The sequence below is a fragment of the Kitasatospora arboriphila genome (assembly GCF_039528095.1).
Taxonomy (GTDB): domain Bacteria; phylum Actinomycetota; class Actinomycetes; order Streptomycetales; family Streptomycetaceae; genus Kitasatospora; species Kitasatospora arboriphila.
Window position 1 is genome coordinate 82,880 of the sequence record NZ_BAAALD010000017.1, and the last position, 24,634, is coordinate 107,513.

General features: G+C 72.4%; 24 protein-coding genes. 14 read left to right on the forward strand and 10 right to left on the reverse strand.

The features are described 5' to 3' along the window. Positions 1-280: 280 nt before the first annotated feature. The gene (locus tag ABD353_RS12090; RefSeq protein ID WP_344623531.1) at positions 281-535 is read left to right on the forward strand and encodes an SCO4848 family membrane protein; all 255 of its coding nucleotides are present in this window, start codon (positions 281-283) and stop codon (positions 533-535) included. 117 nt (positions 536-652) lie between these two features. Further along, positions 653-2,209, forward strand: coding sequence for a hypothetical protein (locus tag ABD353_RS12095; RefSeq protein ID WP_344623532.1), 1,557 nt, complete (start codon positions 653-655; stop codon positions 2,207-2,209). Between the two features lie 72 nt (positions 2,210-2,281). Here the strand turns inward: ABD353_RS12095 and ABD353_RS12100 are convergent, their stop codons facing one another. The 4 genes from ABD353_RS12100 to sdhC are packed head-to-tail and all read right to left on the reverse strand — an operon-like array spanning position 2,282 to position 5,703. Continuing rightward, a complete protein-coding gene (locus tag ABD353_RS12100; protein ID WP_263105034.1) occupies positions 2,282-3,055 on the reverse strand; it encodes a succinate dehydrogenase iron-sulfur subunit in 774 nt (257 codons plus the stop codon). Continuing rightward, positions 3,055-4,797 carry a succinate dehydrogenase flavoprotein subunit gene (gene sdhA, locus ABD353_RS12105; RefSeq protein ID WP_344623533.1) on the reverse strand — a complete coding sequence of 581 codons (1,743 nt, stop codon included), beginning with the start codon at positions 4,795-4,797 and terminating at the stop codon, positions 3,055-3,057. Before sdhA ends, ABD353_RS12100 begins: the two co-directional genes overlap by 1 nt. A 27-nt stretch (positions 4,798-4,824) precedes the next feature. After that, on the reverse strand, positions 4,825-5,319 hold the full coding sequence (gene sdhD, locus ABD353_RS12110; protein WP_344623534.1) for a succinate dehydrogenase, hydrophobic membrane anchor protein: 495 nt from the start codon (positions 5,317-5,319) through the stop codon (positions 4,825-4,827). A gap of 6 nt (positions 5,320-5,325) precedes the next feature. Further along, positions 5,326-5,703, reverse strand: a complete 378-nt coding sequence (gene sdhC, locus ABD353_RS12115; RefSeq protein ID WP_344623535.1) for a succinate dehydrogenase, cytochrome b556 subunit — start codon at positions 5,701-5,703, stop codon at positions 5,326-5,328. 251 nt (positions 5,704-5,954) lie between these two features. Between sdhC and ABD353_RS12120 the strand changes: the two genes are divergently transcribed. Next, positions 5,955-6,701: a hypothetical protein gene (locus ABD353_RS12120; RefSeq protein WP_344623536.1), complete on the forward strand. Its 747-nt coding sequence runs from the start codon at positions 5,955-5,957 to the stop codon at positions 6,699-6,701. Positions 6,702-6,756: 55 nt separating this feature from the next. Here ABD353_RS12120 and ABD353_RS12125 read toward each other — a convergent pair whose 3' ends face one another. After that, the gene (locus ABD353_RS12125; RefSeq protein WP_425555143.1) at positions 6,757-7,293 is read right to left on the reverse strand and encodes a 2-oxo-4-hydroxy-4-carboxy-5-ureidoimidazoline decarboxylase; all 537 of its coding nucleotides are present in this window, start codon (positions 7,291-7,293) and stop codon (positions 6,757-6,759) included. Positions 7,294-7,569: 276 nt separating this feature from the next. Then, positions 7,570-8,313 carry an SDR family oxidoreductase gene (locus ABD353_RS12130; RefSeq protein WP_344623537.1) on the reverse strand — a complete coding sequence of 248 codons (744 nt, stop codon included), beginning with the start codon at positions 8,311-8,313 and terminating at the stop codon, positions 7,570-7,572. 207 nt (positions 8,314-8,520) lie between these two features. Between ABD353_RS12130 and ABD353_RS12135 the strand changes: the two genes are divergently transcribed. The 8 genes from ABD353_RS12135 (at position 8,521) to ABD353_RS12170 (ending at position 18,961) form a co-directional block, all read left to right on the forward strand. Next, entirely contained in the window at positions 8,521-10,101 is a 1,581-nt protein-coding gene (locus ABD353_RS12135; RefSeq protein WP_344623538.1) for an acyl-CoA mutase large subunit family protein, read from the forward strand. Between the two features lie 286 nt (positions 10,102-10,387). Beyond that, positions 10,388-11,578 carry an amidohydrolase gene (locus ABD353_RS12140; RefSeq protein WP_344623554.1) on the forward strand — a complete coding sequence of 397 codons (1,191 nt, stop codon included), beginning with the start codon at positions 10,388-10,390 and terminating at the stop codon, positions 11,576-11,578. Between the two features lie 266 nt (positions 11,579-11,844). Then, positions 11,845-12,909: a BMP family lipoprotein gene (locus ABD353_RS12145; protein ID WP_344623539.1), complete on the forward strand. Its 1,065-nt coding sequence runs from the start codon at positions 11,845-11,847 to the stop codon at positions 12,907-12,909. A 335-nt stretch (positions 12,910-13,244) separates the two neighbouring features. Then, positions 13,245-14,759 carry an ABC transporter ATP-binding protein gene (locus ABD353_RS12150; protein WP_425555144.1) on the forward strand — a complete coding sequence of 505 codons (1,515 nt, stop codon included), beginning with the start codon at positions 13,245-13,247 and terminating at the stop codon, positions 14,757-14,759. Between the two features lie 3 nt (positions 14,760-14,762). Continuing rightward, positions 14,763-15,920 (forward strand): ABC transporter permease, encoded by a 1,158-nt coding sequence (locus ABD353_RS12155; RefSeq protein ID WP_344623540.1) that lies wholly within the window; start codon positions 14,763-14,765, stop codon positions 15,918-15,920. Beyond that, a complete protein-coding gene (locus tag ABD353_RS12160) occupies positions 15,917-17,182 on the forward strand; it encodes an ABC transporter permease (RefSeq protein WP_344623541.1) in 1,266 nt (421 codons plus the stop codon). The genes ABD353_RS12155 and ABD353_RS12160 overlap by 4 nt, the downstream gene beginning before the upstream one ends. Further along, on the forward strand, positions 17,179-17,574 hold the full coding sequence (locus ABD353_RS12165) for a cytidine deaminase (RefSeq protein ID WP_344623542.1): 396 nt from the start codon (positions 17,179-17,181) through the stop codon (positions 17,572-17,574). Before ABD353_RS12160 ends, ABD353_RS12165 begins: the two co-directional genes overlap by 4 nt. A gap of 109 nt (positions 17,575-17,683) precedes the next feature. Then, on the forward strand, positions 17,684-18,961 hold the full coding sequence (locus tag ABD353_RS12170; RefSeq protein ID WP_030263185.1) for a thymidine phosphorylase: 1,278 nt from the start codon (positions 17,684-17,686) through the stop codon (positions 18,959-18,961). Positions 18,962-19,000: 39 nt separating this feature from the next. On the opposite strand, the gene ABD353_RS12175 is transcribed toward ABD353_RS12170, so the two are convergent. Continuing rightward, positions 19,001-19,555 carry a Uma2 family endonuclease gene (locus ABD353_RS12175; protein ID WP_344623543.1) on the reverse strand — a complete coding sequence of 185 codons (555 nt, stop codon included), beginning with the start codon at positions 19,553-19,555 and terminating at the stop codon, positions 19,001-19,003. Positions 19,556-19,583: 28 nt separating this feature from the next. Then, on the reverse strand, positions 19,584-20,894 hold the full coding sequence (locus ABD353_RS12180; protein ID WP_344623544.1) for an MFS transporter: 1,311 nt from the start codon (positions 20,892-20,894) through the stop codon (positions 19,584-19,586). Between the two features lie 63 nt (positions 20,895-20,957). Here ABD353_RS12180 and ABD353_RS12185 point away from each other — a divergent pair, with 63 nt between their 5' ends. Next, a complete protein-coding gene (locus ABD353_RS12185; RefSeq protein ID WP_344623545.1) occupies positions 20,958-21,914 on the forward strand; it encodes a LysR family transcriptional regulator in 957 nt (318 codons plus the stop codon). A gap of 33 nt (positions 21,915-21,947) precedes the next feature. On the opposite strand, the gene ABD353_RS12190 is transcribed toward ABD353_RS12185, so the two are convergent. Together ABD353_RS12190 and ABD353_RS12195 are read right to left on the reverse strand one after the other, a co-directional pair. Then, positions 21,948-22,349: an SRPBCC family protein gene (locus ABD353_RS12190; protein WP_344623546.1), complete on the reverse strand. Its 402-nt coding sequence runs from the start codon at positions 22,347-22,349 to the stop codon at positions 21,948-21,950. Beyond that, positions 22,346-22,657: an ArsR/SmtB family transcription factor gene (locus ABD353_RS12195; protein ID WP_344623547.1), complete on the reverse strand. Its 312-nt coding sequence runs from the start codon at positions 22,655-22,657 to the stop codon at positions 22,346-22,348. The genes ABD353_RS12190 and ABD353_RS12195 overlap by 4 nt, the downstream gene beginning before the upstream one ends. A gap of 114 nt (positions 22,658-22,771) precedes the next feature. Here ABD353_RS12195 and ABD353_RS12200 point away from each other — a divergent pair, with 114 nt between their 5' ends. Together ABD353_RS12200 and ABD353_RS12205 are read left to right on the forward strand one after the other, a co-directional pair. Further along, the gene (locus ABD353_RS12200; RefSeq protein WP_344623548.1) at positions 22,772-23,917 is read left to right on the forward strand and encodes an adenosine deaminase; all 1,146 of its coding nucleotides are present in this window, start codon (positions 22,772-22,774) and stop codon (positions 23,915-23,917) included. Positions 23,918-24,139: 222 nt separating this feature from the next. Continuing rightward, a complete protein-coding gene (locus ABD353_RS12205; RefSeq protein ID WP_344623549.1) occupies positions 24,140-24,577 on the forward strand; it encodes a hypothetical protein in 438 nt (145 codons plus the stop codon). Positions 24,578-24,634 lie beyond the last annotated feature (57 nt).

A 24,634-nucleotide genomic window follows, 5' to 3' on the forward strand; every position in this document is an offset into this window, starting at 1 on the left:
CCCGCCCCCCCGGGCGCGGCCCCCCCCCCCCCCGCCCCCCCCCCCGGGCCCCCCCCGCGGCCGGGCGGCCGCCGGGGCGGCCGGAGCGAGGGCGAACAGGCCGGCGGCGGCTGCGGCGGCACATCGGTGCGCGAAGTGACGGTCGATCAGCATTGCCGGAACGTACCCGCACGGCCCCGCCCCGCCGCCCCGCCGCCGACGACTCCCCCCGAACGGATGCGCCCGGCCGGGCTGCGCATACTGGACGGGCAGCACCTCCGATGCCCCGCGAAGGATCCCGATGAAGCTCAGCCGCCGCACGTCCTGGTTCCTCACCGCCTTCGGCGTGTGGTCCCTGATCATCTGGACGACCTTCGTCAAGAACCTCTGGAAGGACTCCGGCGGGCAGGCCTTCGTGAACGGCGACCACTCCCAGCCGACCGCCTTCTTCTGGGTCCACCTCCTGCTGACCGTGACCTCGCTGGTGCTCGGCATCGCGGTCGGCGCCGTCGGCGTGCGCGGCATCCGCGGCCTGCGCGAGCGCACCGCCGACTGACGCCGAAACCCTTTGCCCGGCGGAGAGTTCGGCTGGAATGATCTCCGCCGTGTGCGCACCGTGCGTACACGCGTGCGTCTTCTCGGGGTGGGTCACACAGTGTTCCGTACGGTCTCTTTGCGTCTGCTGGCCTCGGCCGCCGGCGTCGCCCTCGCCACCGGCCTGCTGGCCGCACCGGCGGCCTCCGCCGCCACCGACGGCAGGGCCACCGACCCCGCCGTCGTGCCGAGCCCCGGCTTCCACGGCACCGGTGTCCGCACCGACGCCTGCGACGGCACCACGGCGCCCGGCTGGATCGCCACCACCGCGCCGGCCCTCACCGCCCGCACCGCCGCCGACCGGGCACGCTTCAAGGTCTGGGACGAGACGGGCAGCAAGGTCTTCGACGCCGAGGGCACCGCCGTCGACGGCACCGCCACCGCACGGCCCGCCGGCCTCACCGAGGGCCGTACCTACACCTGGCAGGCCAAGGGCGCCGGCGGCGGAGCCCCGACCGCCGAGTGCCACTTCCGGATCGACGCCACCGCACCGGCCCTCACCGTCGACTCGGCCGACTTCCCGGCCTCCGACAGCGGCCGGACCCCGCAGAAGTACGCCGGCCAGAGCGGCACCTTCACCGTCGCCGGCAGCGACGCCGCCTCCGGCGTGGCCTGCTACCGGTACGTCCTCAACGGCACCCCGAGCGTCGGCAACGACTGCACCGGCGCCGTGCGGCCCGCCGCGGACGGCACCGCCACCCTCACCCTGAAGCCGACGGACTGGGGCACCAACATCCTCACGGTGCAGGCCTTCGACGAGGCCGGCAACGCCTCCCGGCCGGTCGCCTACACCTTCTACGCACCGTCGAACCCCAACCCGCCGCAGAGCGTCCCCGGCGACGTGAACGCCGACGGAGTGCCGGACATCCTGCTGCCCGACGCCGACGGCAACCTGCAGGTCCTCGGCGCCGACTCCGCGAACACGGACCCCGCCTCCACCACCGCGGCGTCCTACGGCCCCGGCGGCACCTGGGCCGGCACCACCACCGCGCACCGCGGCTGGGACTCCAGCCACGCGCCCGCCGACGACCTGCTCGTCCACGTCCCCGGCGGCGCCGCGCTGTACCTCTACCGCAACCTCGACCAGGGCGCCTTCCAGCGCACCCCCGTCCTGCTCGCCCGGCCCACCGCCTGCGCCGCGGCCGGCTGCGCCGCCGACTGGTCCGCCACCGATCAGCTGGTCGCCCTCGGCGCCCTCGGCACCGGCCAGCAGAGCTCGCTGGTCACCGTCGAGAACGGCGACCTCTGGCTGTTCCAGGCCGCCACCGTCGGGACCCGCTACTCCACCGTCAAGCGCCTCTCCACCACCGGCGCCTGGGCCGGGTACGACGTGATCGCGCCCGGCCGGGCGGCCGACGGCAGCCTCGCCCTGTGGTCCCGCGAGCGGGCCACCGGCACCCTGCGCACGTATCCGATCGCGAAGCAGGACGACGGCACGTACGACTTCTCCGCGCTCGCCGACCCGTCCGCCGGCGCCGCCGTCGGCACCTTCCCGGCCGCCGACTACCCGCTGCTCGGCAGCTCCGGCGACGGCGACGGCGACGGCCGCCCCGACCTGTACGCCGTCACCGCCGCCCGCCACCTGCTGACCTTCGACGGCACCGCCGCCCCGAAGGACCTCGGCGCCCTGCGCTGAACCCCGCACGGCAGAACGCCCGAGGGCCCGACCGGCAGTGCCGGTCGGGCCCTCGGGCGTTGCTGCGGGCGCTCAGAAGCGGCGGGTGACCAGCGCGCGCTTCACCTCGGCGATCGCCTTGGTGACCTCGATGCCGCGCGGGCAGGCCTCCGAGCAGTTGAAGGTGGTGCGGCAGCGCCACACGCCCTCACGGTCGTTCAGGATCTCCAGCCGCTGCTCCGCACCCTCGTCGCGCGAGTCGAAGATGAAGCGGTGCGCGTTGACGATCGCGGCCGGGCCGAAGTACTGGCCGTCGTTCCAGAACACCGGGCAGGACGACGTGCACGCGGCGCACAGGATGCACTTGGTGGTGTCGTCGAACCGCTCGCGGTCCTCCTGGGACTGCAGGCGCTCGCGCGTCGGGTCGTTCCCCTTGGTGATGAGGAACGGCATGACGTCCTTGTACGCCTGGAAGAACGGGTCCATGTCGACGATCAGGTCCTTCAGGACCGCGAGGCCCTTGATGGGCTCGACCGTGATCGGCTTCTCCGGGTTGACGTCCTTGATCAGCGTCTTGCAGGCCAGCCGGTTGCGGCCGTTGATCCGCATGGCGTCCGAACCGCAGATGCCGTGGGCGCACGAGCGGCGGTACGTCAGGGTGCCGTCCTGCTCCCACTTGACCTTGTTGAGGGCGTCCAGGACGCGCTCCTTCGGGTCCATCAGCAGCTGGTAGTCCACCCACACCGGGTCCGGGTGCTCCTCCGGGTTGAACCGGCGGATCCGCAGGGTGACGTTGATCAGCGCGGTCGCGCCCGCCTCGGCCGCGTCCAGAGCGGCCGAGTGCTTCTCCAGGGTCGGAGTGCTCATCAGTACTTACGCTCCATCGGCTGGTAGCGGGTCTGCACGACCGGCTTGTAGTCGAGGCGGACGGAGGTGCTGCCGTCGGCGGCCTCCTCGCGGTACGCCATGGTGTGCTGCATGAACTTCACGTCGTCGCGGGTCGGGAAGTCCTCGCGGTAGTGACCGCCGCGGGACTCCTCGCGGGCCAGCGCCGAGACGACCGTGACCTCGGCCAGGTCGAGCAGGTTGCCCAGCTCGATGGCCTCCAGCAGGTCGGTGTTGAAGCGCTCGCCCTTGTCCTGGATGGCGACGTTCTTGTACCGCTCGCGCAGTGCGGCGATGTCGGCGACGGCCTGCTTGAGGGTGTCGCCGGTGCGGTACACGGACGCGTTGGCGTCCATGCTCTCCTGCATCTCCTTGCGGAGCTGCGCCACCGACTCGGTGCCGGGCGACTCGCGCAGCGAGTCGACCAGGTTCTGCACCAGCGCGGCCGGGTCCTCCGGCAGCGGCACGAACTCGTTGTTCGCGGCGAACTCGGCGGCGGCGAGGCCCGCGCGGCGGCCGAACACGTTGATGTCCAGCAGCGAGTTGGTGCCCAGGCGGTTGGCGCCGTGCACGGAGACGCAGGCGACCTCGCCGGCGGCGTACAGGCCGGGGACGACCTCGGTGTTGTTCAGCAGCACCTCGCCCTCGACGTTGGTCGGGATGCCGCCCATGCCGTAGTGCGCGGTGGGCTGGATCGGGATCGGGTCCGTGTAGGGCTCGATGCCGAGGTAGGTGCGCGCGAACTCGGTGATGTCCGGCAGCTTGGCGTCCAGCTGCTCCGGCGGGAGGTGCGTCAGGTCCAGGTAGACGTGGTCGCCGTCCGGACCGCAGCCGCGGCCCTCGCGGATCTCGCTGTAGATCGCGCGGGAGCAGACGTCGCGGGAGGCGAGGTCCTTCATGACCGGCGCGTAGCGCTCCATGAAGCGCTCGCCGTCCTTGTTGCGCAGGATGCCGCCCTCGCCGCGGGCGCCCTCGGTGAGCAGGATGCCCATGCGCCAGATGCCCGTCGGGTGGAACTGGAAGAACTCCATGTCCTCCAGCGGCAGGCCCCGGCGGTACGCCACGGCCTGGCCGTCACCGGTCAGGGTGTGCGCGTTCGAGGTGACCTTGAACATCTTGCCGGTGCCGCCGGAGGCGAAGACGACCGCCTTGGCCTGGAAGACGTGGATCTCGCCGGTGGCCAGCTCGTAGGCGACGACGCCGGCCGTGCGGCCCTCGTTGATCAGCAGGTCGAGGACGTAGAACTCGTTGAAGAACTCGACGCCGTGCTTGACGCAGTTCTGGAACAGCGTCTGGAGGATCATGTGACCGGTGCGGTCGGCCGCGTAGCACGAGCGGCGGACGGGCGCCTCGCCGTGGTTGCGCGAGTGGCCGCCGAAGCGGCGCTGGTCGATCCGGCCCTGGTCGGTGCGGGAGAAGGGGAGACCCATCTTCTCCAGGTCGATGACCGCGTCGATGGCCTCCTTGCACATGATCTCGGCGGCGTCCTGGTCGACCAGGTAGTCACCGCCCTTGACCGTGTCGAAGGTGTGCCACTCCCAGTTGTCCTCCTCGACGTTGGCGAGGGCGGCGCACATGCCGCCCTGGGCCGCGCCGGTGTGGGACCGGGTGGGGTAGAGCTTGGTCAGCACCGCGGTGCGGCTGCGCTGCGTCGACTCGATGGCCGCACGCATGCCCGCGCCGCCGGCGCCGACGATGACCGTGTCGTACTGGTGAATCTGCATGGGGGTAAGCGCCTCTGGCTCTGCCGATTAGATGTTCGGGTCGAAGGTGAAGATCACCAGGGTGCCGAGCAGCACGGTGAACACCGCGGCGGCGCCCATGAGGGTCTTCAGCCAGAGCCGAGTGGAGTCCTTCTCGGCGTAGTCGTTGATGACGGTCCGCATGCCGTTGGCGCCGTGGAGCATGGCGAGCCACAGCATCAGCAGGTCCCAGCCCTGCCAGAACGGCGAGGCCCAGCGGCCGGCGACGAACGCGAAGCTGATCTTCGATACGCCGCCGTCCAGCACCAGCATGATCAGCAGGTGACCGAGGATCAGGACGACCAACACGATGCCGGAGAGGCGCATGAACAGCCACGCCAGCATCTCGAAGTTGGTGCGGGTGCGGCGCGGCGTCCTCTTGGTGCGCGCGCGGGCCGGCTCGACGACGAACGCGTCGGCGGGGTTTCCGGTGCCGAGGCCCTGGCCCGTGTGGGCCTGGGCGGCGGGCACGACCAGCTGGTCGACGGGGGTGTCAGAAGCCATTGCGGATCACCCGAACCACGTGCGGAGAGTGTGCTGAAGGATGTGGTAGAACGACGCGGCCATCAGGACGACCCAGACGCCGACGACGGACCAGAGCAGCTGCTTCTGGTACTTGGCGCCCTTCGACCAGAAGTCGACCGCCACGACCCGCAGGCCGTTCAGCGCGTGGAACAGGATGGCGGCCGTCAGGCCGTACTCCATCAGGTTCACGATGGGGTTCTTGTACGTCTCGATGACGGTGTCGTAGTCCTGCGGGGAAACGCGGACCAGCGCGGTGTCGAGGACGTGCGCGAAAAGGAAGAAGAAGATGAGGACGCCGGTGACTCGGTGAGCCACCCAGCTCCACATGCCTTCCCGGCCGCGGTACAGCGTTCCAGCCGGCACGGAAAACCCTCCGGAAGCGATTGGGGGCTCGGCCGGCTTCGGTGTCGGTCAGCCCGGCCGGGTACGGTCCACCGGCCGCGAGCATCCTATCGACGCGTTGTCGGGAAACGCCTCCGGGGGGCTCAGGTGTGATCAATCAGGCACTCACGGCCTAACGGTTCCGGGAACCATGACAGGCTGTGCTCGGACGGTCGCGCTGCGGTGTGCGCCCGCCCCGCTGCCGCCTGCCCGCGCCCACCCGAAGGACCGCCGTGCCCCACCGTCCGACCGCCCTGCTGTGCTGCGCCGCGCTGTTCGCGGCGGGCGGCTGCACCACCGTCTCCGCCTCCGCGGACCGGGTGCCGAAGCCGGCCGGGCACGTCCTGGACGCCGCCGCCCTGCGGGCCGCCGCGGTCACCGGGGCCGACCTCGGCAGCGGGTGGACGGTCACCGTGGCCGCACCGGAGCAGGGGAGCGCGGCACCGCGGGCGGCGCGCGAGGTGGCGGACGTGCCGGAGTGCCAGCCGGTGCTGGACCTGCTCGCCCCGGCGGGCGCGCGCTCCGGCCCGCTCGCGGAGGCGGATCTGAGCGCGGCCAGGGCCGGCCGCCCCCGGGAGACCGTCCACGCCGGGCTGTTCGCCTTCGAACCGGGCCGGGCGGAGCTCGTCCGTAGCGCGCTGGACCGGCTGTTCCCCCGGTGCCGGGCGTTCCGCTCCACGCCGGCGGCCGGGCCGGTCCGCGGCCTGGCCGGCAAGGGGGCCCCGGCGAAACCGGTGCCGGTGCTGCACCGGTTGCAGCGGTCCGACGCGGCCGTGCCGGAGGGCGTGGACGCGGTGACCGCATTCACCCTGACGGACGAGTCGGGCGGCTCCGCGGTCACCCGGCGGGCCGTGGTCGCCCGGGTCGGGGCGGCGCTCGCGCTGTTCGTCACGCTCGGCGGCGCCCGCGAACCGGTGCCGGCCCCGGACGAGCGGCTGGTCCGGATGCAGGCGGTGCGGCTGCGGGCCGCGCAGCACTGAGCCCCGCCCCGGCGGACCGGGACGGGGCATCGGGCGGCGGTGCCGGGCGGCCGGATCAGCGGGCGCCGGCCTCCGCGGAGTGCCGGGCCACCAGGTGCGCGAGGCGCATCAGCGCTATCCGGCGCAGCTCGTCGGCGGCGACCAGGCGCTCCTCGTCCAGGTCGTTGGCGAGCCGGGTGCGGATGGAGGTGAGCACGGTGTCGAGCATCTCCTCCGGCTCCACGCCCTCCAGGCAGACGACGAAGACGTGGCCGAACCGCGCCTCGTACGCGGCGTGCGCCGCCCGGAGCGCGGTGTGCGCGGCCTGGCTGCCGGGGGCCCGCATGCCGAGCAGCGGTTGCGGCATCCAGCTCTCGTCCGCCAGGGCCTCGGCGAGGTCGGCGGGGCGCAGGTCGTAGGAGGCCTCGCTGGCCGCCGCGAGCAGGGACTCTATGTCGGGGTAGGGCCGGTGGGCGGTCAGCCGCAGGGCCCACCGGTGGCTGCCGCAGCAGGCGAGCAGGGCCTCCTCGGCGGCGCCGGCATCGGCCTCGTTGAAGCGGTGCAGCCCGAGCAGGGACGGATCCGTCGAAGCGTCGAGGCGCTGCGGCGGGATGTCGCTGGCCAGCGGGTCCTCCTCGTGAGGGCGGGAAGGGGGGTTGCTCCAGAGACGAAAAGGTAGGTGCTGCGAAGACGCGCGGCGTGACCGGGAAGGAGCCGGGACGGGGAAGAGGGAAGACCGCGGGGCGCGGAGAAGCGCGCTCGCGCCGTGTCTTCAAGGTAGTTGAGGGCTCATCAGTTGGGGAGGGAGCGGGCAGAATTCACCCGAACGAGCTATCAAGTTGTGACGTTGACGGTTGCTCGACAGCTCCCTCCCCTCCGGAGGGCGGGCTCAGAGCTCCCGGTGGACCTTGTGGTTGGCCGCCTGCGCGCGGGGGCGGACCACCAGCAGGTCGATGTTGACGTGCGGCGGGCGGGTGACCGCCCAGGAGACCGTGTCCGCGACGTCCTCCGAGGTCAGCGGCTCGGCCACGCCCGCGTACACCGAGGCGGCCTTGTCCTCGTCGCCGCGGAAGCGGGTCACCGCGAAGCCCTCGGACTTCACCATGCCCGGCGCGATCTCGATCACCCGGATCGGCTCGCCGCACAGCTCCAGCCGCAGGGTGGCCGCGATGGTGTGCGCCGCGTGCTTGGCCGCCACGTAGCCGCCGCCGCCCTCGTACGCCGCCATCGCGGCGGTGGAGGACATCACCAGCACCGTGCCGTCGCCGGTGGCCCGCAGCGCCGGCAGCAGCGCCTGGGTCACGTTGAGCACGCCGATCACGTTGACCTCGTACATGGCCCGCCAGTCGGCCGGGTCACCGCTCTCGACGCTCTCCGCGCCGATCGCGCCGCCGGCGTTGTTGACCAGGACGTCGACCCGGCCGACCTCGGCCGCGAAGGCGTCCACGGCCGCCCGGTCGGTGACGTCCAGGGTGCGGGCGCGGCCGCCGATCTCCTTCGCCAGGGCCTCGATCCGGTCGGTGCGGCGCGCGGTCAGCACCACGTCGAAGCCGTCCGCGGCCAGCCGCCGCGCCGTCGCGGCACCGATGCCGCTGCTGGCGCCGGTGACGACGGCCACCTTCTGCTCGGTCATTGCCCCTCCCGGGGAGAAGTTCCGGTCTGCGGAACCGATCATCCCAGCCCGCCCCGGAGCACCGCCGGGCGGTGCCCCGCCTGCGCCCGCGCCCGGACCTGCGCCCGCGCCTCCGCCCGCGGCGGGCCGCCGCCGGTTAGATTGCGGAGCAGGCCGAAGTCCGTCCGCCCGGGCCGCCGCGTCCGGGCCCGTGCCCCGGAGGACGCCATGCCGCCCGAGCCCCGCAGGTCCGAGTCCGGTCTGCCGATCGAGCCGGTGTACGGCCCGGAGAGCCTCGCCGGCCGCACCCCGGACGCCGGGCCGGGCGAGTACCCGTTCACCCGCGGCGTGTACCCGACGATGTACACCGGCCGGCCGTGGACGATGCGCCAGTACGCCGGCTTCGGCACCGCCGCCGAGTCCAACGCCCGCTACCGGCGGCTGATCGCCGACGGCACCACGGGTCTGTCCGTCGCCTTCGACCTGCCCACCCAGATGGGCTACGACTCGGACGCGCCGCTCGCGGCCGGCGAGGTCGGCAAGGTGGGGGTGGCGGTCGACAGCGTCGAGGACATGGCCGTGCTGTTCGACGGCATCCCGCTGGGCGGGGTCTCCACCTCGATGACCATCAACGCCCCGGCCGCCGTGCTGCTGCTGCTCTACCAGCTGGTCGGCGAGGCCCAGGGGGTGCCGCCGGCCGCACTGACCGGCACCGTCCAGAACGACGTGCTCAAGGAGTACGTCGCCCGGGGCACGTACATCTTCCCGCCGCGGCCCTCGCTGCGGCTGGTCGCCGACCTCTTCCGGTACTGCCGGGCCGAGGTCCCCCGGTGGAACACCATCTCGATCTCCGGCTACCACATGGCCGAGGCCGGCGCCGATCCCGCGCAGGAGATCGCCTTCACCCTCGCCGACGGCATCGAGTACGTGCGCACGGCGGTCGCCGCGGGCATGGCGGTGGACGACTTCGCCCCACGGCTCTCCTTCTTCTTCGTCGCCCGCAGCACGCTGCTGGAGGAGGTCGCCAAGTTCCGGGCGGCCCGCCGGATCTGGGCCCGCGTCATGCGCGAGGAGTTCGGCGCGCGGGACCCGCGGTCGCAGATGCTGCGCTTCCACACCCAGACCGCCGGGGTGCAGCTCACCGCCCAGCAGCCCGAGGTCAACCTCGTCCGGGTCACCGTCCAGGCGCTGGCCGCGGTGCTCGGCGGCACCCAGTCGCTGCACACCAACAGCTTCGACGAGGCGATCGCGCTGCCCACCGAGAAGGCCGCCCGGCTGGCGCTGCGCACCCAGCAGGTGCTGGCGTACGAGACCGACGTCACCGCCACGGTCGACCCCTTCGCCGGTTCCTGGGCCGTCGAGCGGATGACCGACGACCTGGAGGAGGCGGTGCTGGCGCTGATGGCCCGGATCGAGGAGCTGGGCGGCGCGGTCGCCGCGATCGAGCAGGGCCACCAGAAGGCGGAGATCGAGCGGACGGCCTACCGCCTCCAGCAGGAGCAGGAAGCCGGCACCCGGACGGTGGTCGGCGTGAACCGGTTCCGGCTGGACGCCGAGGAGCCGTACGAGCCGCTGCGGGTGGATCCGGCGATCGAGCAGCAGCAGGCGCGGCGGCTGGCCCGGCTGCGCGCGGAGCGGGACGGCCCGGCGGTCTCCCGCGCCCTGGACGGGCTGCGGCGGGCCGCGGAGGGTACGGACAACGTGCTGTACCCGATGAAGGAGGCGCTGGCCGCCCGGGCGACGGTGGGGGAGGTGTGCGACGCGCTGCGCGCCGTGTGGGGCACCCACACGCCGGTCGAGCGCTTCTGACGCACCGTCGGGGCGGAGCGGCCGCTCCCGTCGGGCCCGGTGCAACCGGGAGCCCGGCCCGCGTGTCCCCGCGGCGGCGGGGTCGTTGCACAGGTCGGTGATCACCCGGGAAGGCGGCTGAATCGGAATGTCATACCCATCTGTGCGGCCGGTATGCACCGAAAGGGGCACGACTTCGTGGGAAGTCGGGCCAAATCCCCCCGCCCGGCCTACTCTTGTTGAGGTGAACGATCCTCAGCCCGTCGATCGGGCCGCCCTCGCCACCGCCGTCCGCGCCGGACGGGACCTGCGCGCCCGGGTACGGGCGCACGAGGCCGAGCTGATCGCCTTCCGCCGCGATCTCCACCGGCACCCGGAGCTGGGCCGGCAGGAGTTCCGCACCACCCGCCTCCTGCGCGAGCGGCTGGTCGCGGCCGGCCTGGAGCCGCGGGTGCTGCCGGGCGGTACGGGGATGACGGTGGACATCGTCCCGCCCGGCACCGCCGAGGGCACCCCGCTGCTGGCGTTCCGGGCGGACATCGACGCGCTGCCGATCGACGACGCCAAGACCGACGTGCCGTACCGCTCGACCCTGCCGGGCCGGGCGCACGCCTGCGGGCACGACGTGCACACCGCGGTGGTGCTGGGCACCGCCCTGGTGCTGGCCGAGGCGGCCCGCACCGGCGGGCTGCGGCAGCCGGTGCGGCTGGTCTTCCAGCCGGCCGAGGAGGTCATGCCCGGGGGTGCGCTGGACGTGATCAAGGCCGGCGGGATGGACGGCGTCGGCCGGATCTTCGCGGTGCACTGCGACCCCAAGGTGGAGGTCGGCCGGATCGGGCTGAAGGTCGGGGCGATCACCTCGGCCTGCGACCGGCTGCTGCTGTCGCTGGACGGCCCCGGGGGCCATACCGCCCGGCCGCACCTGACCACCGACCTGGTCACCGCGGTGGCGCGGATGGCGGCGGACCTGCCCGCCGCGCTGGGCCGCCGGATGGACCCGCGCTGGGGCGTCAGCCTGGTGTTCGGCCGGATCGCCGCCGGCTCCGCGCCCAACGCGATCCCGCAGCACGCGGAGCTGGAGGGCACCGTCCGCTGCCTGGAGCTGGCGGGCTGGCGGGAGGCCCCGGAGGTCCTCGACGAGCTGATCGCCCGGATCGCCGAGACCCACCGGGCGAAGTGGACGCTCGACTACCACCGCGGGGTGCCGCCGGTGGTCAACGAGCACACCTCGATCGCCCTGCTGGAGCGGGCGATGACCGACTGCTTCGGCGACGGCGGCGCCCCGGTGGTGGAGGACACCGAGCAGAGCCTCGGCGGCGAGGACTTCTCCTGGTACCTGGAGCACGCGCCGGGCGCGCTGGCCCGCCTCGGGGTGCGGTCCCCGCACGAGAAGGGCGTCCGCGACCTGCACCAGGGCCGGTTCGACGTGGACGAGCGGGCGATCGGCATCGGTGTGGAGCTGTTCTGCGCGATCGCCCTGGAACACGGGACGGTCTGAGCGCGTACGACCCGGGCCGCGTCGGACCGGTGTCCGGCGCGGCTCGCTCCTGTCGTGGACGCATCGGCGTACTGTGGTGGTCGAAAATCACTCGGTAGTGACATCGCGTTGAGCAAAGGTGGCGGTCTGTCCGTATTCGTCCTGGCAGATGACCACATTTTGATAACAACCCGAATGCCTCCGCAGGCCGTAATACAACTGTGTTCTACGCGCGTTACGGTGGCGCTCGACCACGCCAAACGGGTGTGTGAGAAGGAGATACTCCCTTGCGCCGTTCACTGAAGCTCGCCGCGGTAGTGCTCTCGGGTTCCCTGGGCATCGCCTCGCTCGCCGCTTGCGGCGCAAAGAGCACCGACAACAACACCTCGTCCGGCGCCTCCTCCGGCGCCTCCAGCGTCAAGGTCGGCATGGCCTACGACATCGGCGGCCGCGGCGACCAGTCGTTCAACGACTCCGCCGCCCGCGGTCTCGACCAGGCCAAGGACCAGCTGGGTGTCCAGGTCACCGAGGCCGAGGCCAAGACCGGTGAGGCCGAGGCCGACAAGGAGGCCCGCCTCAAGTCGCTGGTCAGCGCCGGCTACAACCCGGTCATCGCCGTCGGCTTCGTGTACCAGGCGGCCGTCGAGAAGGTCGCCAAGGAGAACCCGAACGTCAAGTTCGCGATCATCGACTCGGCCTCCGACACCCAGCCGAGCAACGTCACCTCGCTGACCTTCTCGGAGCAGGAGGGCTCGTACCTCGCCGGCGTCGCCGCCGCCTCCAAGAGCAAGGCCAAGCACATCGGCTTCATCGGCGGCGTGCAGTCCGAGCTGATCAAGAAGTTCGAGGCCGGTTACAAGGCGGGCGCCAAGTCCGTCGACCCGAACATCGTGGTCGAGACCACCTACCTCACCACCCCGCCGGACTTCAGCGGCTTCAACGACCCCGGCAAGGGCAAGGAAGCCGCGCAGGGCCAGCTGGACAAGGGCGCGGACGTCATCTACTCCGCCGCCGGCTCCTCCGGCAACGGCTCGATCGAGGCCGTCGCCAGCAAGGGCAAGTGGGCCATCGGCGTCGACTCCGACCAGGCCACCCAGCCGGCGCTGTCGAAGTACAAGGCCAACATCCTGACCTCCATGGTCAAGAACGTGAACGTGGCCGTCTTCGACTACATCAAGGCGTACAAGGACGGCAACCCGCTGACCGGCGTCAAGAACTTCGACCTGAAGGCCGAGGGTGTCTCGCTGGCCCAGACCGGCGGCTTCCTGAAGGACATCCAGCCGAAGATCGACGCCGCCACCCAGGCGATCACCTCCGGCGCCACCAAGATCCCCACCACCCCGGAGAACTGATCCGGCGCTCCTGACCACCGCCACCTGCCGGCGGTGGCCCCGGGGCCGACGACCATCACCGGAGGGCCCGGCGGGGCGCGCAGGACGCGTCCCGCCGGGCCCCGCCCGTTCCACCCACAGACAGAACACCAGGCACTCCGGCGCAACGGTGCGCACGACGACTTCAGGAGATCGCCATCACCGCTTCCGATCCCGCCCTCGACCAGGGCGGCACCCCCAGCGCGGGGACGGCGACACCGGCCGTCGAACTGCGCGGCATCACCAAGCGCTTCCCCGGCGTCGTGGCCAACCACGACATCGACATCACCGTGCGACGCGGCACCGTGCACGCCCTCATGGGCGAGAACGGCGCCGGCAAGTCCACCCTGATGAAGATCCTCTACGGCATGCAGCGGCCGGACGAGGGCACCATCGCCATCAACGGCAAGCAGGTCCAGCTCGGTACCCCGGCCGACGCCATCGACCTCGGCATCGGCATGGTGCACCAGCACTTCATGCTCGCGGACAACCTGACCGTCTGGGAGAACATCGTCCTCGGCGGCGAGAAGCTCCACGGCATGGGCGGCAAGGCCAAGGCGAAGATCCAGGAGATCTCCGACCAGTACGGCCTGGGCGTGCGTCCGGACGCCCTGATCGAGGACCTCGGCGTCGCCGACCGGCAGCGCGTGGAGATCCTCAAGGTCCTCTACCGCGGCGCGAACATCCTGATCCTCGACGAGCCGACCGCCGTCCTCGTGCCGCAGGAGGTGGACGCGCTCTTCGACAACCTCCGCGAGCTCAAGGCGGAGGGCGTCACCGTCATCTTCATCTCCCACAAGCTGCACGAGGTGCTCGCCGTCGCGGACGCGATCAGCGTCATCCGCCGCGGCACCACCGTGGGCGACGCCGACCCCAAGACGGTCACCGCCCGCCAGCTCGCCGAGATGATGGTCGGCGCCGAGCTCCCCTCGCCGGCGAGCCGCGAGTCGACCGTCATGCCGGACGAGATGCTCGGCGTGAACGGCCTGCGGATCGCCAAGACCGACGCCGAGGGCATCGAGCGCGTCGTCCTCGACGACGTCTCGTTGCGCATCCGCCGCGGCGAGGTGCTGGGCATCGCCGGCGTCGAGGGCAACGGCCAGGCCGAGCTCGTCGAGGCGATCATGGGCATGATCCCGCTCGACGCGGGCACCGTGACCCTGGACGGCAAGGACGTCACCAACGCGCTCACCCGGGCCCGCCGCGAGGCCGGCATCGGCTACATCCCCGAGGACCGCCACCGCCACGGCCTGCTGCTGGAGGCCCCGCTCTGGGAGAACCGGATCCTCGGCCACGTCACCGAGACGCCCAACTCCAAGGGCGTCCTGCTCGACCCGGCCGGCGCCCGCAAGGACACCCAGCGGATCGTCGAGGAGTACGACGTCCGCACCCCCGGCATCGAGGTCACCGCGGCCTCTCTCTCCGGCGGCAACCAGCAGAAGCTGATCATCGGCCGCGAGATGAGCCACGACCCGAAGCTGCTGGTCGCGGCCCACCCGACCCGCGGCGTCGACGTCGGCGCGCAGGCCCAGATCTGGGAGCAGATCCGCAGCGCCCAGCGCGAGGGCCTCGCCGTGCTGCTGATCTCCGCCGACCTGGACGAGCTGATCGGCCTCTCCGACACCATCCGGGTGATCTACCGCGGCCGCCTGGTCGCCGACGCCGACCCGGCCACCGTCACCGCCGAGGACCTCGGCACCGCGATGACCGGCGCCGCCCGCGGCCACATCGAGTCCGAGCCCGACGCCGTCGCCGAGCAGAAGGCGACCGCCGCCGAGGGCACCGAGGCCGCGTCCGACCGTTCCGCCGACGACACGCAGGCGGGGGAGTAATCCATGACCAGTCCCAACCCGCCCGCCAAGCGCTCGTTCGCCTCGCGGTTCGACGGCGAGAAGATCCTGCTCGCCCTGGCCGCCCCGGTGCTGGCCGTCCTGCTCTCGGTGGTGCTCTGCTCCGTCCTGCTGGCGGTCTCCGGCAAGGACCCGTTCGACGCCTTCGACGTGATGATCCGGTACGGCACCGCCTCCGACGGCCAGGTGCTGACGCTCAACCGGACGACCGTCTACTACATCGCCGGTTGTGCCGCGGCGTTCGGCTTCCGGATGAACCTGTTCAACATCGGCGTCGAGGGCCAGTACCGCCTCGGCGTGCTGTTCGCCGCCTACGTCGGCAGCCAGGTGGACCTGCCGGCCGTCATCCAGGTCCCGCTGCTGCTGGTCACCGCCATGCTGGTCGGCGGTCTGTGGGCCAGCGTCGCCGGTGTGCTGAAGGTCTACCGCGGTGTCAGCGAGGTCATCTCGACCATCATGCTGAACGCGATCGCCACCGCCGTCGTCGGCCTGCTGCTGATCCCGGGCCGCTTCGCCCCGGCGAAGAGCGCCAACGCCAACGCGATCCAGACCGCTCCGGTCTCCGAGTCGAGCCACTTCTTCTCGATCGAGACCGCCGGCGGCACGCTCTGGGGCTTCATCTTCGTCGCCATCCTGATCGGCGTGCTGTTCCAGTTCACCCTGACCCGCACCCGGTTCGGCTTCGACCTGCGCGCCACCGGCCGCTCGGAGACCGCCGCCAAGGCGTCCGGTGTCAACGTCAAGCGCATGGTGCTGACCAGCATGGCGGTGTCCGGTGCCATCGCCGGCCTCATCGGCATCCCGGAGCTGCTGCAGAGTTCGTTCTACTTCGGTCAGAGCATCCAGCTGAACCTGGGCTTCATCGGCATCTCGGTGGCCCTGCTCGGCCGCAACAGCCCGATCGGCATCGCCTTCTCGGCCCTGCTGTTCGCCTTCCTCGACGTCTCCGGCACGCAGCTGCCGCTGCAGGGCGACTACCCGCAGGAGATCGTCCTCGTCATGCAGGGCACCATCGTCATCTGCGTCGTCGTCGCCTACGAGCTGGTGCGCCGCTACGGCCTCAAGCGCCAGCAGCAGAAGGTCGGCGCCGAGCTCGCCGCCCAGGCCGCCGCGGCCGCCGCCAACAAGGAGGTTGCCGCGTGAGCACCGCCACCACCGCCCGGCCGAAGACGCCGGGCGCCCCGACGAAGAAGTCGAAGCTCACCTGGCCGATCGTGCTGCTGCTGATCGCGGGCGCGCTCGTCCTGGTCTCCGCCGTCGGCGCGGCCACCGGCAACCACGGCCTGACCGCATCCGGCCAGGTCAACGCCGCCCTCGGCGCGGCCGTCCCGATCGCGATGGCCGGCCTCGGCGGTCTGTGGTCGGAGCGGGCCGGCGTGGTCAACATCGGCCTCGAAGGCATGATGGTCGCCGGCACCTTCTGCGGCGCCTGGGTGGGCTTCCTGGTCAACCCCTGGGTCGGCCTGCTCGCCGGCATGGCCGGCGGCGCGCTCGGCGGCCTGCTGCACGCGCTGGTCACCGTCACCTTCGGCGTCGACCACATCGTCTCCGGCGTCGGCATCAACCTGCTGATCCCCGGCATCTGCGCCTACGTGAACCGGATCTACTACCGGGACTACGTGGCCAACGGCGCGGGCGCCAACCAGTCGCCGCCGGCCGACTCGCTGCCCAACATCACGATCCCCGGGCTGTCGGACTGGCTCGCCGACATCGAGAAGCACCACTGGTTCCTGGTCTCGGACGTGGCGGGCATCGTCGGCGGTGTGGTCACCGACCTGTCGGTGGTCATCGTGATCGCCGCGGTGCTGATCATCGCCAGCTACTTCCTGCTCTGGCGCACCGTCTTCGGCCTGCGCCTGCGCTCCTGCGGTGAGAACCCGACCGCCGCCGAGTCGCTGGGCGTCAACGTCTACAAGTACAAGTACTTCGCGGTCGTCGCCTCGGGCGCGTTCGCCGGCCTCGCCGGTGCGTACCTGTCGCTGGTCGCGGCGCACTTCTACAAGGACGGTCAGACCCAGGGCCGGGGCTTCATCGGCCTCGCCGCGATGATCTTCGGCAACTGGATGCCGGGCGGCCTCGCCGTCGGCTCGGGCCTGTTCGGCTTCACCGACAGCCTCCAGCTGCGCGACGCGGACAACGTCCACGTCCTGCTGCTGGTCATCGCGCTCGCCATGGGCCTGCTCGCGATGTGGCACGGCTACCGCCGCAAGTACACCACCGCGGTCATCAGCCTGGTGGTCGCCGGCGGCCTCGGCCTCTGGTTCGCGCTGACCGACTCGGTGGAGCGCCCGTTGATCGTGGCCACCCCGTACGTGATCACGCTGGTCGTGCTCGCGCTGGCCTCGCAGCGCCTGCGTCCGCCGAAGGCCGACGGCCAGATCTACCGCAAGGGCGAAGCCAAGTGACGACCGCACCCGCGCCCGACTGGGAGACGCTGCGGGAGGCGGCGCGCGGCGCGATGGCGCACGCGTACGCCCCCTACAGCAAGTTCCCGGTCGGGGCGGCGGCCCTGGTCGACGACGGCCGGATCGTCACCGGCTGCAACGTGGAGAACGCCTCGTACGGACTCGGCCTGTGCGCCGAGTGCGGCCTGGTCTCCGCGCTGCACGCCAGTGGCGGCGGCCGGCTGACGGCCTTCACCTGCGTGGACGGCGCCGGCACCCTGCTGATGCCGTGCGGCCGCTGCCGGCAGCTGCTGTACGAGCACGGCGGGCCCGAGCTGCTGGTGGACCTGCCGTCCGGGGTGAAGACCATGGACGAGGTCCTGCCGGACGCCTTCGGGCCGGAGCGGCTCTAGCACCTCCCGTTGTTACGCGCGTAGAGTGTCGCGGAGGGCCCGGTTCGGGGCCCGCCGCGGCACTCTTCGCATTCCTGCACCTGAGCACCCTGCACCTCTTGGAGACCCCATGGACGCCCCCTCCGTCATCAGGACCAAGCGCGACCGCGGAGAGCTGACCGACGGCCAGATCGACTGGGTCATCGACGCCTACACCCGCGGGGAGGTCGCCGACGAGCAGATGTCGGCCCTGGCCATGGCCATCCTGCTGAACGGCATGAACCTCCGCGAGATCAGCCGCTGGACGGACGCGATGATCCGCTCCGGCGTCCGGATGGACTTCTCCTCGCTCGGCGTGCCCACCTCCGACAAGCACTCCACCGGCGGCGTCGGCGACAAGATCACCCTGCCGCTCGCCCCGCTGGTCGCCGCCTGCGGCGCCGCCGTACCGCAGCTCTCCGGCCGCGGCCTCGGCCACACCGGCGGCACCCTCGACAAGCTGGAGTCGATCCCCGGCTGGCGCGCCCTGCTCTCCAACGAGGAGATGCTCCAGGTCCTCAACGACACCGGCGCCGTCATCTGCGCCGCCGGCGACGGCCTCGCCCCCGCCGACAAGAAGCTCTACGCGCTGCGCGACGTCACCGGCACCGTCGAGGCGATCCCGCTGATCGCCTCCTCGATCATGTCGAAGAAGATCGCCGAGGGCACCGGGGCGCTCGTCCTCGACGTCAAGGTCGGCTCCGGCGCCTTCATGAAGAACCTCGCCGACGCCCAGGAGCTCGCCCGCACCATGGTCGGCCTCGGCAAGGCGGCCGGTGTCAACACCGTCGCCCTGCTCACCGACATGTCCACCCCGCTCGGCCTCACCGCCGGCAACGCGCTGGAGGTCCGCGAGTCGGTCGAGGTGCTGGCCGGCGGCGGCCCCGCCGACGTCGTCGAGCTCACCCTGGCGCTCGCCCGCGAGATGCTCGACGCGGCCGGCGTGCACGGCAAGGACCCGGCCGACGCGCTGCGGGACGGCTCCGCGATGGACCACTGGCGCCGCATGATCGCGGCTCAGGGCGGCGACGTCGACGCCCCGCTGCCGGTCGCCCGCGAGCAGCACGTGATCACGGCCCCGGCCTCCGGCGTGCTCACCGCCCTCGACGCCTACGCCGTCGGCGTCTGCGCCTGGCGCCTGGGCGCCGGCCGCGCCCGCAAGGAGGACCCGGTGCAGGCCGGCGCCGGCGTCGAGATGCACGCCAAGCCGGGCGACACCGTGGTGGCCGGCCAGCCGCTGCTGACCCTGCACACCGACACCCCCGAGCGCTTCGACTACGCGATCGAGGCCCTCAAGGACGGCGTCACGGTCGCCCCCGAGGGCACCGCCTTCACCCCGAACCCGATCGTCCTCGACCGCATCGCCTGACGCACCGCCTCCCCGGGGCTGCCGGCGCCCGCCTGCCCGTCAGGCGTACGTCAGCAGCCCCGAGGTGTCGACCCGCCAGGGTCCGACGGGGACGGTGTCCCCGAACACGAAGTGCGTCCGCGAGGCATACCCGGGCTCGTCGTGCACGATGCCGGTGCCCTTGCGGGGGTCGACCAGCAGGTAGAGCGGGATGCCCATGGCCGCGTAGTCGCGGACCTTGGCCTCGTAGTCGTTCTCCGGGTTGGACTTGGAGACGATCTCGACCACGAGCAGCACCTCGTGGGGGAGGAGCGACGGCTGTTCCCGTTCCAGTGCGTCCTCGGCGAACACCATGAGATCCGGGCAGCGCAGCCGACCGAGCCCGGCATCCTCCAAGTCGGCACCGGGGTGGGCGACATAACCCGGATGTGTCGAGGGGAGTTGGGTGTTGAGCTGGCGGGCGATCCTCAGCACGGCGAGTTCGTGCCGTCGGACCGGTGACATCATCATGACGATCTCGCCGTTCGCGATCTCGACCTTCCCTATCCCCGGGACCTTCGGCAGCTGATCCGCGATCTCGCGCAGCCGGGCGTACACAGCCGGATCGATGCTCATGCCCGGAGTTTAGCTTCGCTCCTCCTCGTCAGCGGGCGCCGGCGAGGGTACGGCGTTCGACGACCGCGCGGCGGGTGGCGTAGAGGATGATGCCGGCCGCCAGGGTCATCGCGCACAGGCCCACCGCCGCGGCGCCGGACCAGCCGGTGGCGTGGTAGGCGTCGGCGCCGATCGTGCCGCCGAGGCTGTTCCCGAGGTAGTAGGCGATCAGGTAGAGCGCCGAGGCCTGGGCGCGGCCCTCGGTGGCGGTGCGGCCGACCGCCGAGGAGGCGGTGGCGTGGCCGGCGAAGAACCCGGCCGTGATCAGCACGAGCCCGGCCAGGGCGGCCACCAGCGAGCCGGAGAGCGACAGCAGCAGGCCCGCGGTGGTGAGGCCGATCGCCGTGTAGAGGGTGCCGCGGCGGCCCAGCCGGCCGACCAGCTTCCCGGCGGAGGCCGAGGAGACCGTGCCGACCAGGTAGACCACGAAGATCGAGGCGGCCACCGACTGCGGCAGGTCGAACGGCGCGGCGACCAGCCGGTACCCGACGGTGTTGTAGACGGCGCCGAACACCGCCATGAAGAGCAGCCCCAGGGCGTACAGCCGCAGCAGCAGCGGGTTGCGCAGGTGCCCGCCGACGGTACGGGCGAGCGCGCGGGCGTCCACCCGGGCCGGGGTGAAGTGGCGGGCCGCCGGGATCAGCGCACGGAAGGCGAGCACCGACAGCAGCGCCAGCAGGGCCGAGACGGCGAGGCCCCAGCGCCAGCCCCAGGCGGCCGCGGCCCAGCCGGAGACCAGCCGCCCGCTCATCCCGCCGATCGAGTTGCCGGCCACGTACAGCCCCATCGCCGAGGCCAGCGCGGTCGGGTGGACCTCCTCCGCGAGGTAGGCCATCGCCGTGGCGGGCAGCCCGGCGAGCGCCGCGCCCTGGAGGACCCGCAGCACCACCAGCGTGGTGAGGTCCGGGGCGAACGGCAGCGCCAGGGCCAGCACGGCGGCGGAGGCGATCGAGACCGACATCACCGCGGTGCGCCCGAACCGGTCGGACAGCGCACTGGCGGGCAGCAGCGCGAGGGCCAGTCCCAGGGTGGCGGCGGACGCCGTCCAGCTGGCCTGACCGGGGGTCAGGTCGAGGTCGGCGGAGAGGATCGGCAGCAGGCCCTGCGTGGAGTACAGCAGGACGAAGGTGGCCACACCCGCGGCGAACAGGGCCAGGTTGGCGCGCCGGAAGGCGCGGTCCCCCGGCCGGAGGCGGCGGTCGGCGGCCGCTGCGGGGGCGGCATCGGCGGCGGAAGGGGACGACGGCGTGAGGGCACCCGGCAGCGTGGCTGCGGATGCCCCGGTACTGGCGGGCGACATGGCTCGAACGTAGGCCCCGTACGGCTGATGCGTCCAATACATGAATCGTGGAGAATCCATGCCATGACGCATGACAGCAGCTCACCGCCGCTGCGCCCGGCCGAGCTCGATCCGGAGTCGGCCGTGGTCCGCCTCACACCCCAGCTGGCGCAGTTCGCCGCGGTCGCACGGCTGGAGCACGTCACCCGGGCCGCGCAGTCGCTCGGGATGCCGCAGCCGACGCTCTCCCGGTCGGTGGCCCGGCTGGAGGCCGAACTCGGCGTGGACCTGCTGGCCCGTCAGGGCCGGACGGTACGGCTGACCCGGGCCGGCCGGCTGCTGCTCACCTCCGTCGAGCGGGCGCTCGCCGAACTGGAACGCGGCGCCGAGGCGGCCCGGGCCGAGGCCGACCCCGCGGCGGGCCGGGTGGCGTTCGGCTTCCTCCACACCATGGGGACGGAGGCGGTGCCCGCGCTGCTGCGGGACTTCCGCGCCTCCCACCCGCGGGTCCGCTTCCAACTGGTCCAGGACTACGTGGCGGCGATGCTGGAGCGGCTGCGGGCCGGCGAACTCGACCTGTGCCTGGTCTCGCCGCTGCCGGACGCCCCCGACCTCACCGCCCGGCACCTGGACGAGCAGCGGCTGCCGCTGGCCGTCCCGGCCGACCACCGGCTCGCCGGCCGGCGCCGGATCCGGCTCGCCGAGGTCGCCGAGGAACCGTTCGTCGCGGTGGAGGAGGGGTACGGGCTGCGCGTGATCACCGACGGCTTCTGCGCGGAGGCCGGCTTCGCACCGCGGATCGCCTTCGAGGGCGAGGAGGCGGAGACGCTGCGCGGGCTGGTCGCGGCCGGGCTGGGCGTGGCACTGCTGCCGCCGGCGCTGGTGCCCCGGCCGGGCGTGGTGGAACTGGAGGTGACGGCACCGCGGACCCGCCGGGCGATCGGGCTGGCCTGGGTGTCGGGGCGGCCGCTCACTCCGCCGGCGGCGGCCTTCCGCGATTTCGTGCTGTCGCGCAGGGGCGCGCTGCTCGGGCGGCACTGAGGGAGGTGCCCCCGGCGCCCCTGCGGCGATCTGTCAGGCCAGGACCGTGTCGAGGCGGGCGAGGACGCCCGGCCAGCCCTTGCCCATGCCGTCGAGGGCGGTGCGGCCCATCGGGGAGTCGAGGTCGAAGCCGGCGTGTTCGAGGAAGAGCCGGGTGCCGCGGCCCTCGGGGACGAGCCGCCAGGTGACGGTGGTGTCGAGGCTGCCCTCGGCGAAGGTGTAGCGCAGCAGCCGCTCCTCCTCGACGGCCGTCACCTCGCAGGGCTGGCTGCCCCAGGGGCCCATGTCCAGGCTGAAGCGGTGCCCGACGACCGGCCGCACGTCGCCGGCCGCCCACCAGCGGGCGTGCAGTTCGGGGTCGGTGAGGGCGCGCCAGACGGCGGCGGGCGGGTGCGGCAGGAAGCGGTCGCAGTGGATCGTGTCGGAGTCGGTCACGGTCTCTCCTCGTCGAGCAGGTCGCTGAGGGCGCGCAGCCGGTCGCGCCAGTAGTGTTCGAACGGATGCAGCCAGTCCCCGACTTCGGCGAGCGGGGCCGCGTCGAGGTGGTACCAGCGCTGCCGGCCGCGGGGCTCCTCGCGGACGAGCCCGGCCTGCCGCAGCAGCTGGAGGTGTTCGGAGACCGCCGGCCGGCTGAGGTCGAAGAGGCCCGCCAGGTCGTTGACCGGGCGCGGGCCGTCCAGCAGGGCCGCGAGCAGGGCGCGCCGCACGGGGTTGGCGAGCGCGCCGAAGACGTCGGTTGCCATGCCCCGAAGATACGTCGGGTTTTTCCGACACGTCAAGCGTCGGAAAATTCCGACATGGCGACACGCCCGGCGATCCGAGTAGGAATCTACGCGCGTAGGAGCTACACTCCGGCAATGGAGAAGCAGATCCCTGCCACCGCGGGCACCACTGGCCCCCGCATTCCCACCGCCGATCAGATCGCCCGTGCTCCCAAGGTGCTCCTGCACGACCACCTGGACGGCGGCCTGCGCCCCGAGACGGTCGTCGAGCTCGCCGCCGCGTGCGGCTACGAGGGACTCCCCACCACCGACCCGGTCAAGCTCGGCGAGTGGTTCCGCGAGGCCGCCGACTCCGGCTCGCTGGTCCGCTACCTGGAGACCTTCGCCCACACCTGCGCCGTGATGCAGACCCGCGAGGCGCTGATCAAGGTCGCCGCCGACTGCGCCGAGGACCTCGCCGCCGACGGCGTCGTCTACGCCGAGGTCCGGTACGCCCCCGAGCAGCACCTGGAGGCCGGGCTCACCCTCGACCAGGTCGTCGAGGCCGTCAACGAGGGCTTCCGGCTCGGCGAGGCCAACGCCCGCGCCGCCGGCCGCCGCATCCGGGTCGGCACCCTGCTGACCGCGATGCGCCACGCCGCCCGTTCCACCGAGATCGCCGAGCTCGCCAACCGCTACCGCGACCAGGGCGTGGTCGGCTTCGACATCGCCGGCGCCGAGGCGGGCCACCCGCCCACCCGGCACCAGGCCGCCTTCGACTACCTCAAGGGCGAGAACAACCACTTCACCATCCACGCGGGCGAGGCCTTCGGCCTGCCGTCGATCTGGGAGGCCCTGCAGTGCTGCGGCGCCGACCGGCTCGGCCACGGCGTCCGGATCGTCGACGACATCACCGTCGGCGAGGACGGCGCGGTGCAGCTCGGCCGGCTCGCCGCGTACGTCCGCGACAAGCGCGTCCCGCTGGAGATGTGCCCCACCTCCAACCTGCAGACCGGTGCCGCCGACTCCTACGCCGAGCACCCGATCGGCCTGCTCAGCCGGCTGAAGTTCCGGGTCACCGTCAACACCGACAACCGGCTGATGAGCGGCACCAGCATGAGCCGCGAGTTCGAGCACCTCGTCGACGCCTTCGGCTACACCCTGGGCGACATGGAGTGGTTCACCGTCAACGCCATGAAGTCGGCCTTCCTGCCCTTCGACGAGCGCCTCGCCATGATCAACGACGTGATCAAGCCGGGCTACGCCGAGCTCAAGGCGGAGTGGCTGTTCGCCGGCGCCTGAGCCGGAAGGCCGGACGCGTCCGGATCTCCGGTCGGGATGGGGCCGTCGCCGGGGCCCCACCCCGACCGGTTGTCTGACTAATCAGTCCTGTGAGTGACGCTCCGTTGATCCGCATTCGATGTTCTCACTACGGTGTGCCAGTCACTGCTGACCCGGTGTGACGACGGGCGCTCCCCGGAACGGCCGTACCACGGGCACCGACGAGGAACCGAGGACCAACGCATGAAGCAGGCAACTCTGAAGGCCGCAGGCACCGCCGCTCTGGGCGTCGCGATCGCCGCCGCGGCCGCAGGCACCGCCTCCGCGGCCGCCCCCGGCGGGCTCGGACTCCCGACCAGCGCGCTGACCAACCCCGGTCTGACCAGCGCGGTGCCCGGTGCCGTTCAGAAGGTGCCCGGCGGCAGCGAGGTCACCCAGGCCGTCGGCACCCTCAACCCCGAGGTCGGCGGCAAGCTGACCCCTGCCGCGCCCGCGGCCCCCGCCGCGGAGGCGCCGGCTGCCGACGCCGCCCCGGCCGCGCCCGAGGCCGCCGCGGACCGCGCGCTGCCGCCCGTCCCGGGCGCCCAGGGCCTGGAGAAGACCCCGGTCGGCGGCGTGCTCGGCACGGTCAGCGGCCTCGGTGCGGGCCCCGGCGGTGCCCTGCCCGGCATCGGAGGCTGACACCGGCCGCAGCCGGTCGGCCGGCACGGCACGGAAACGGCGGAGGGGGGGGGCCCC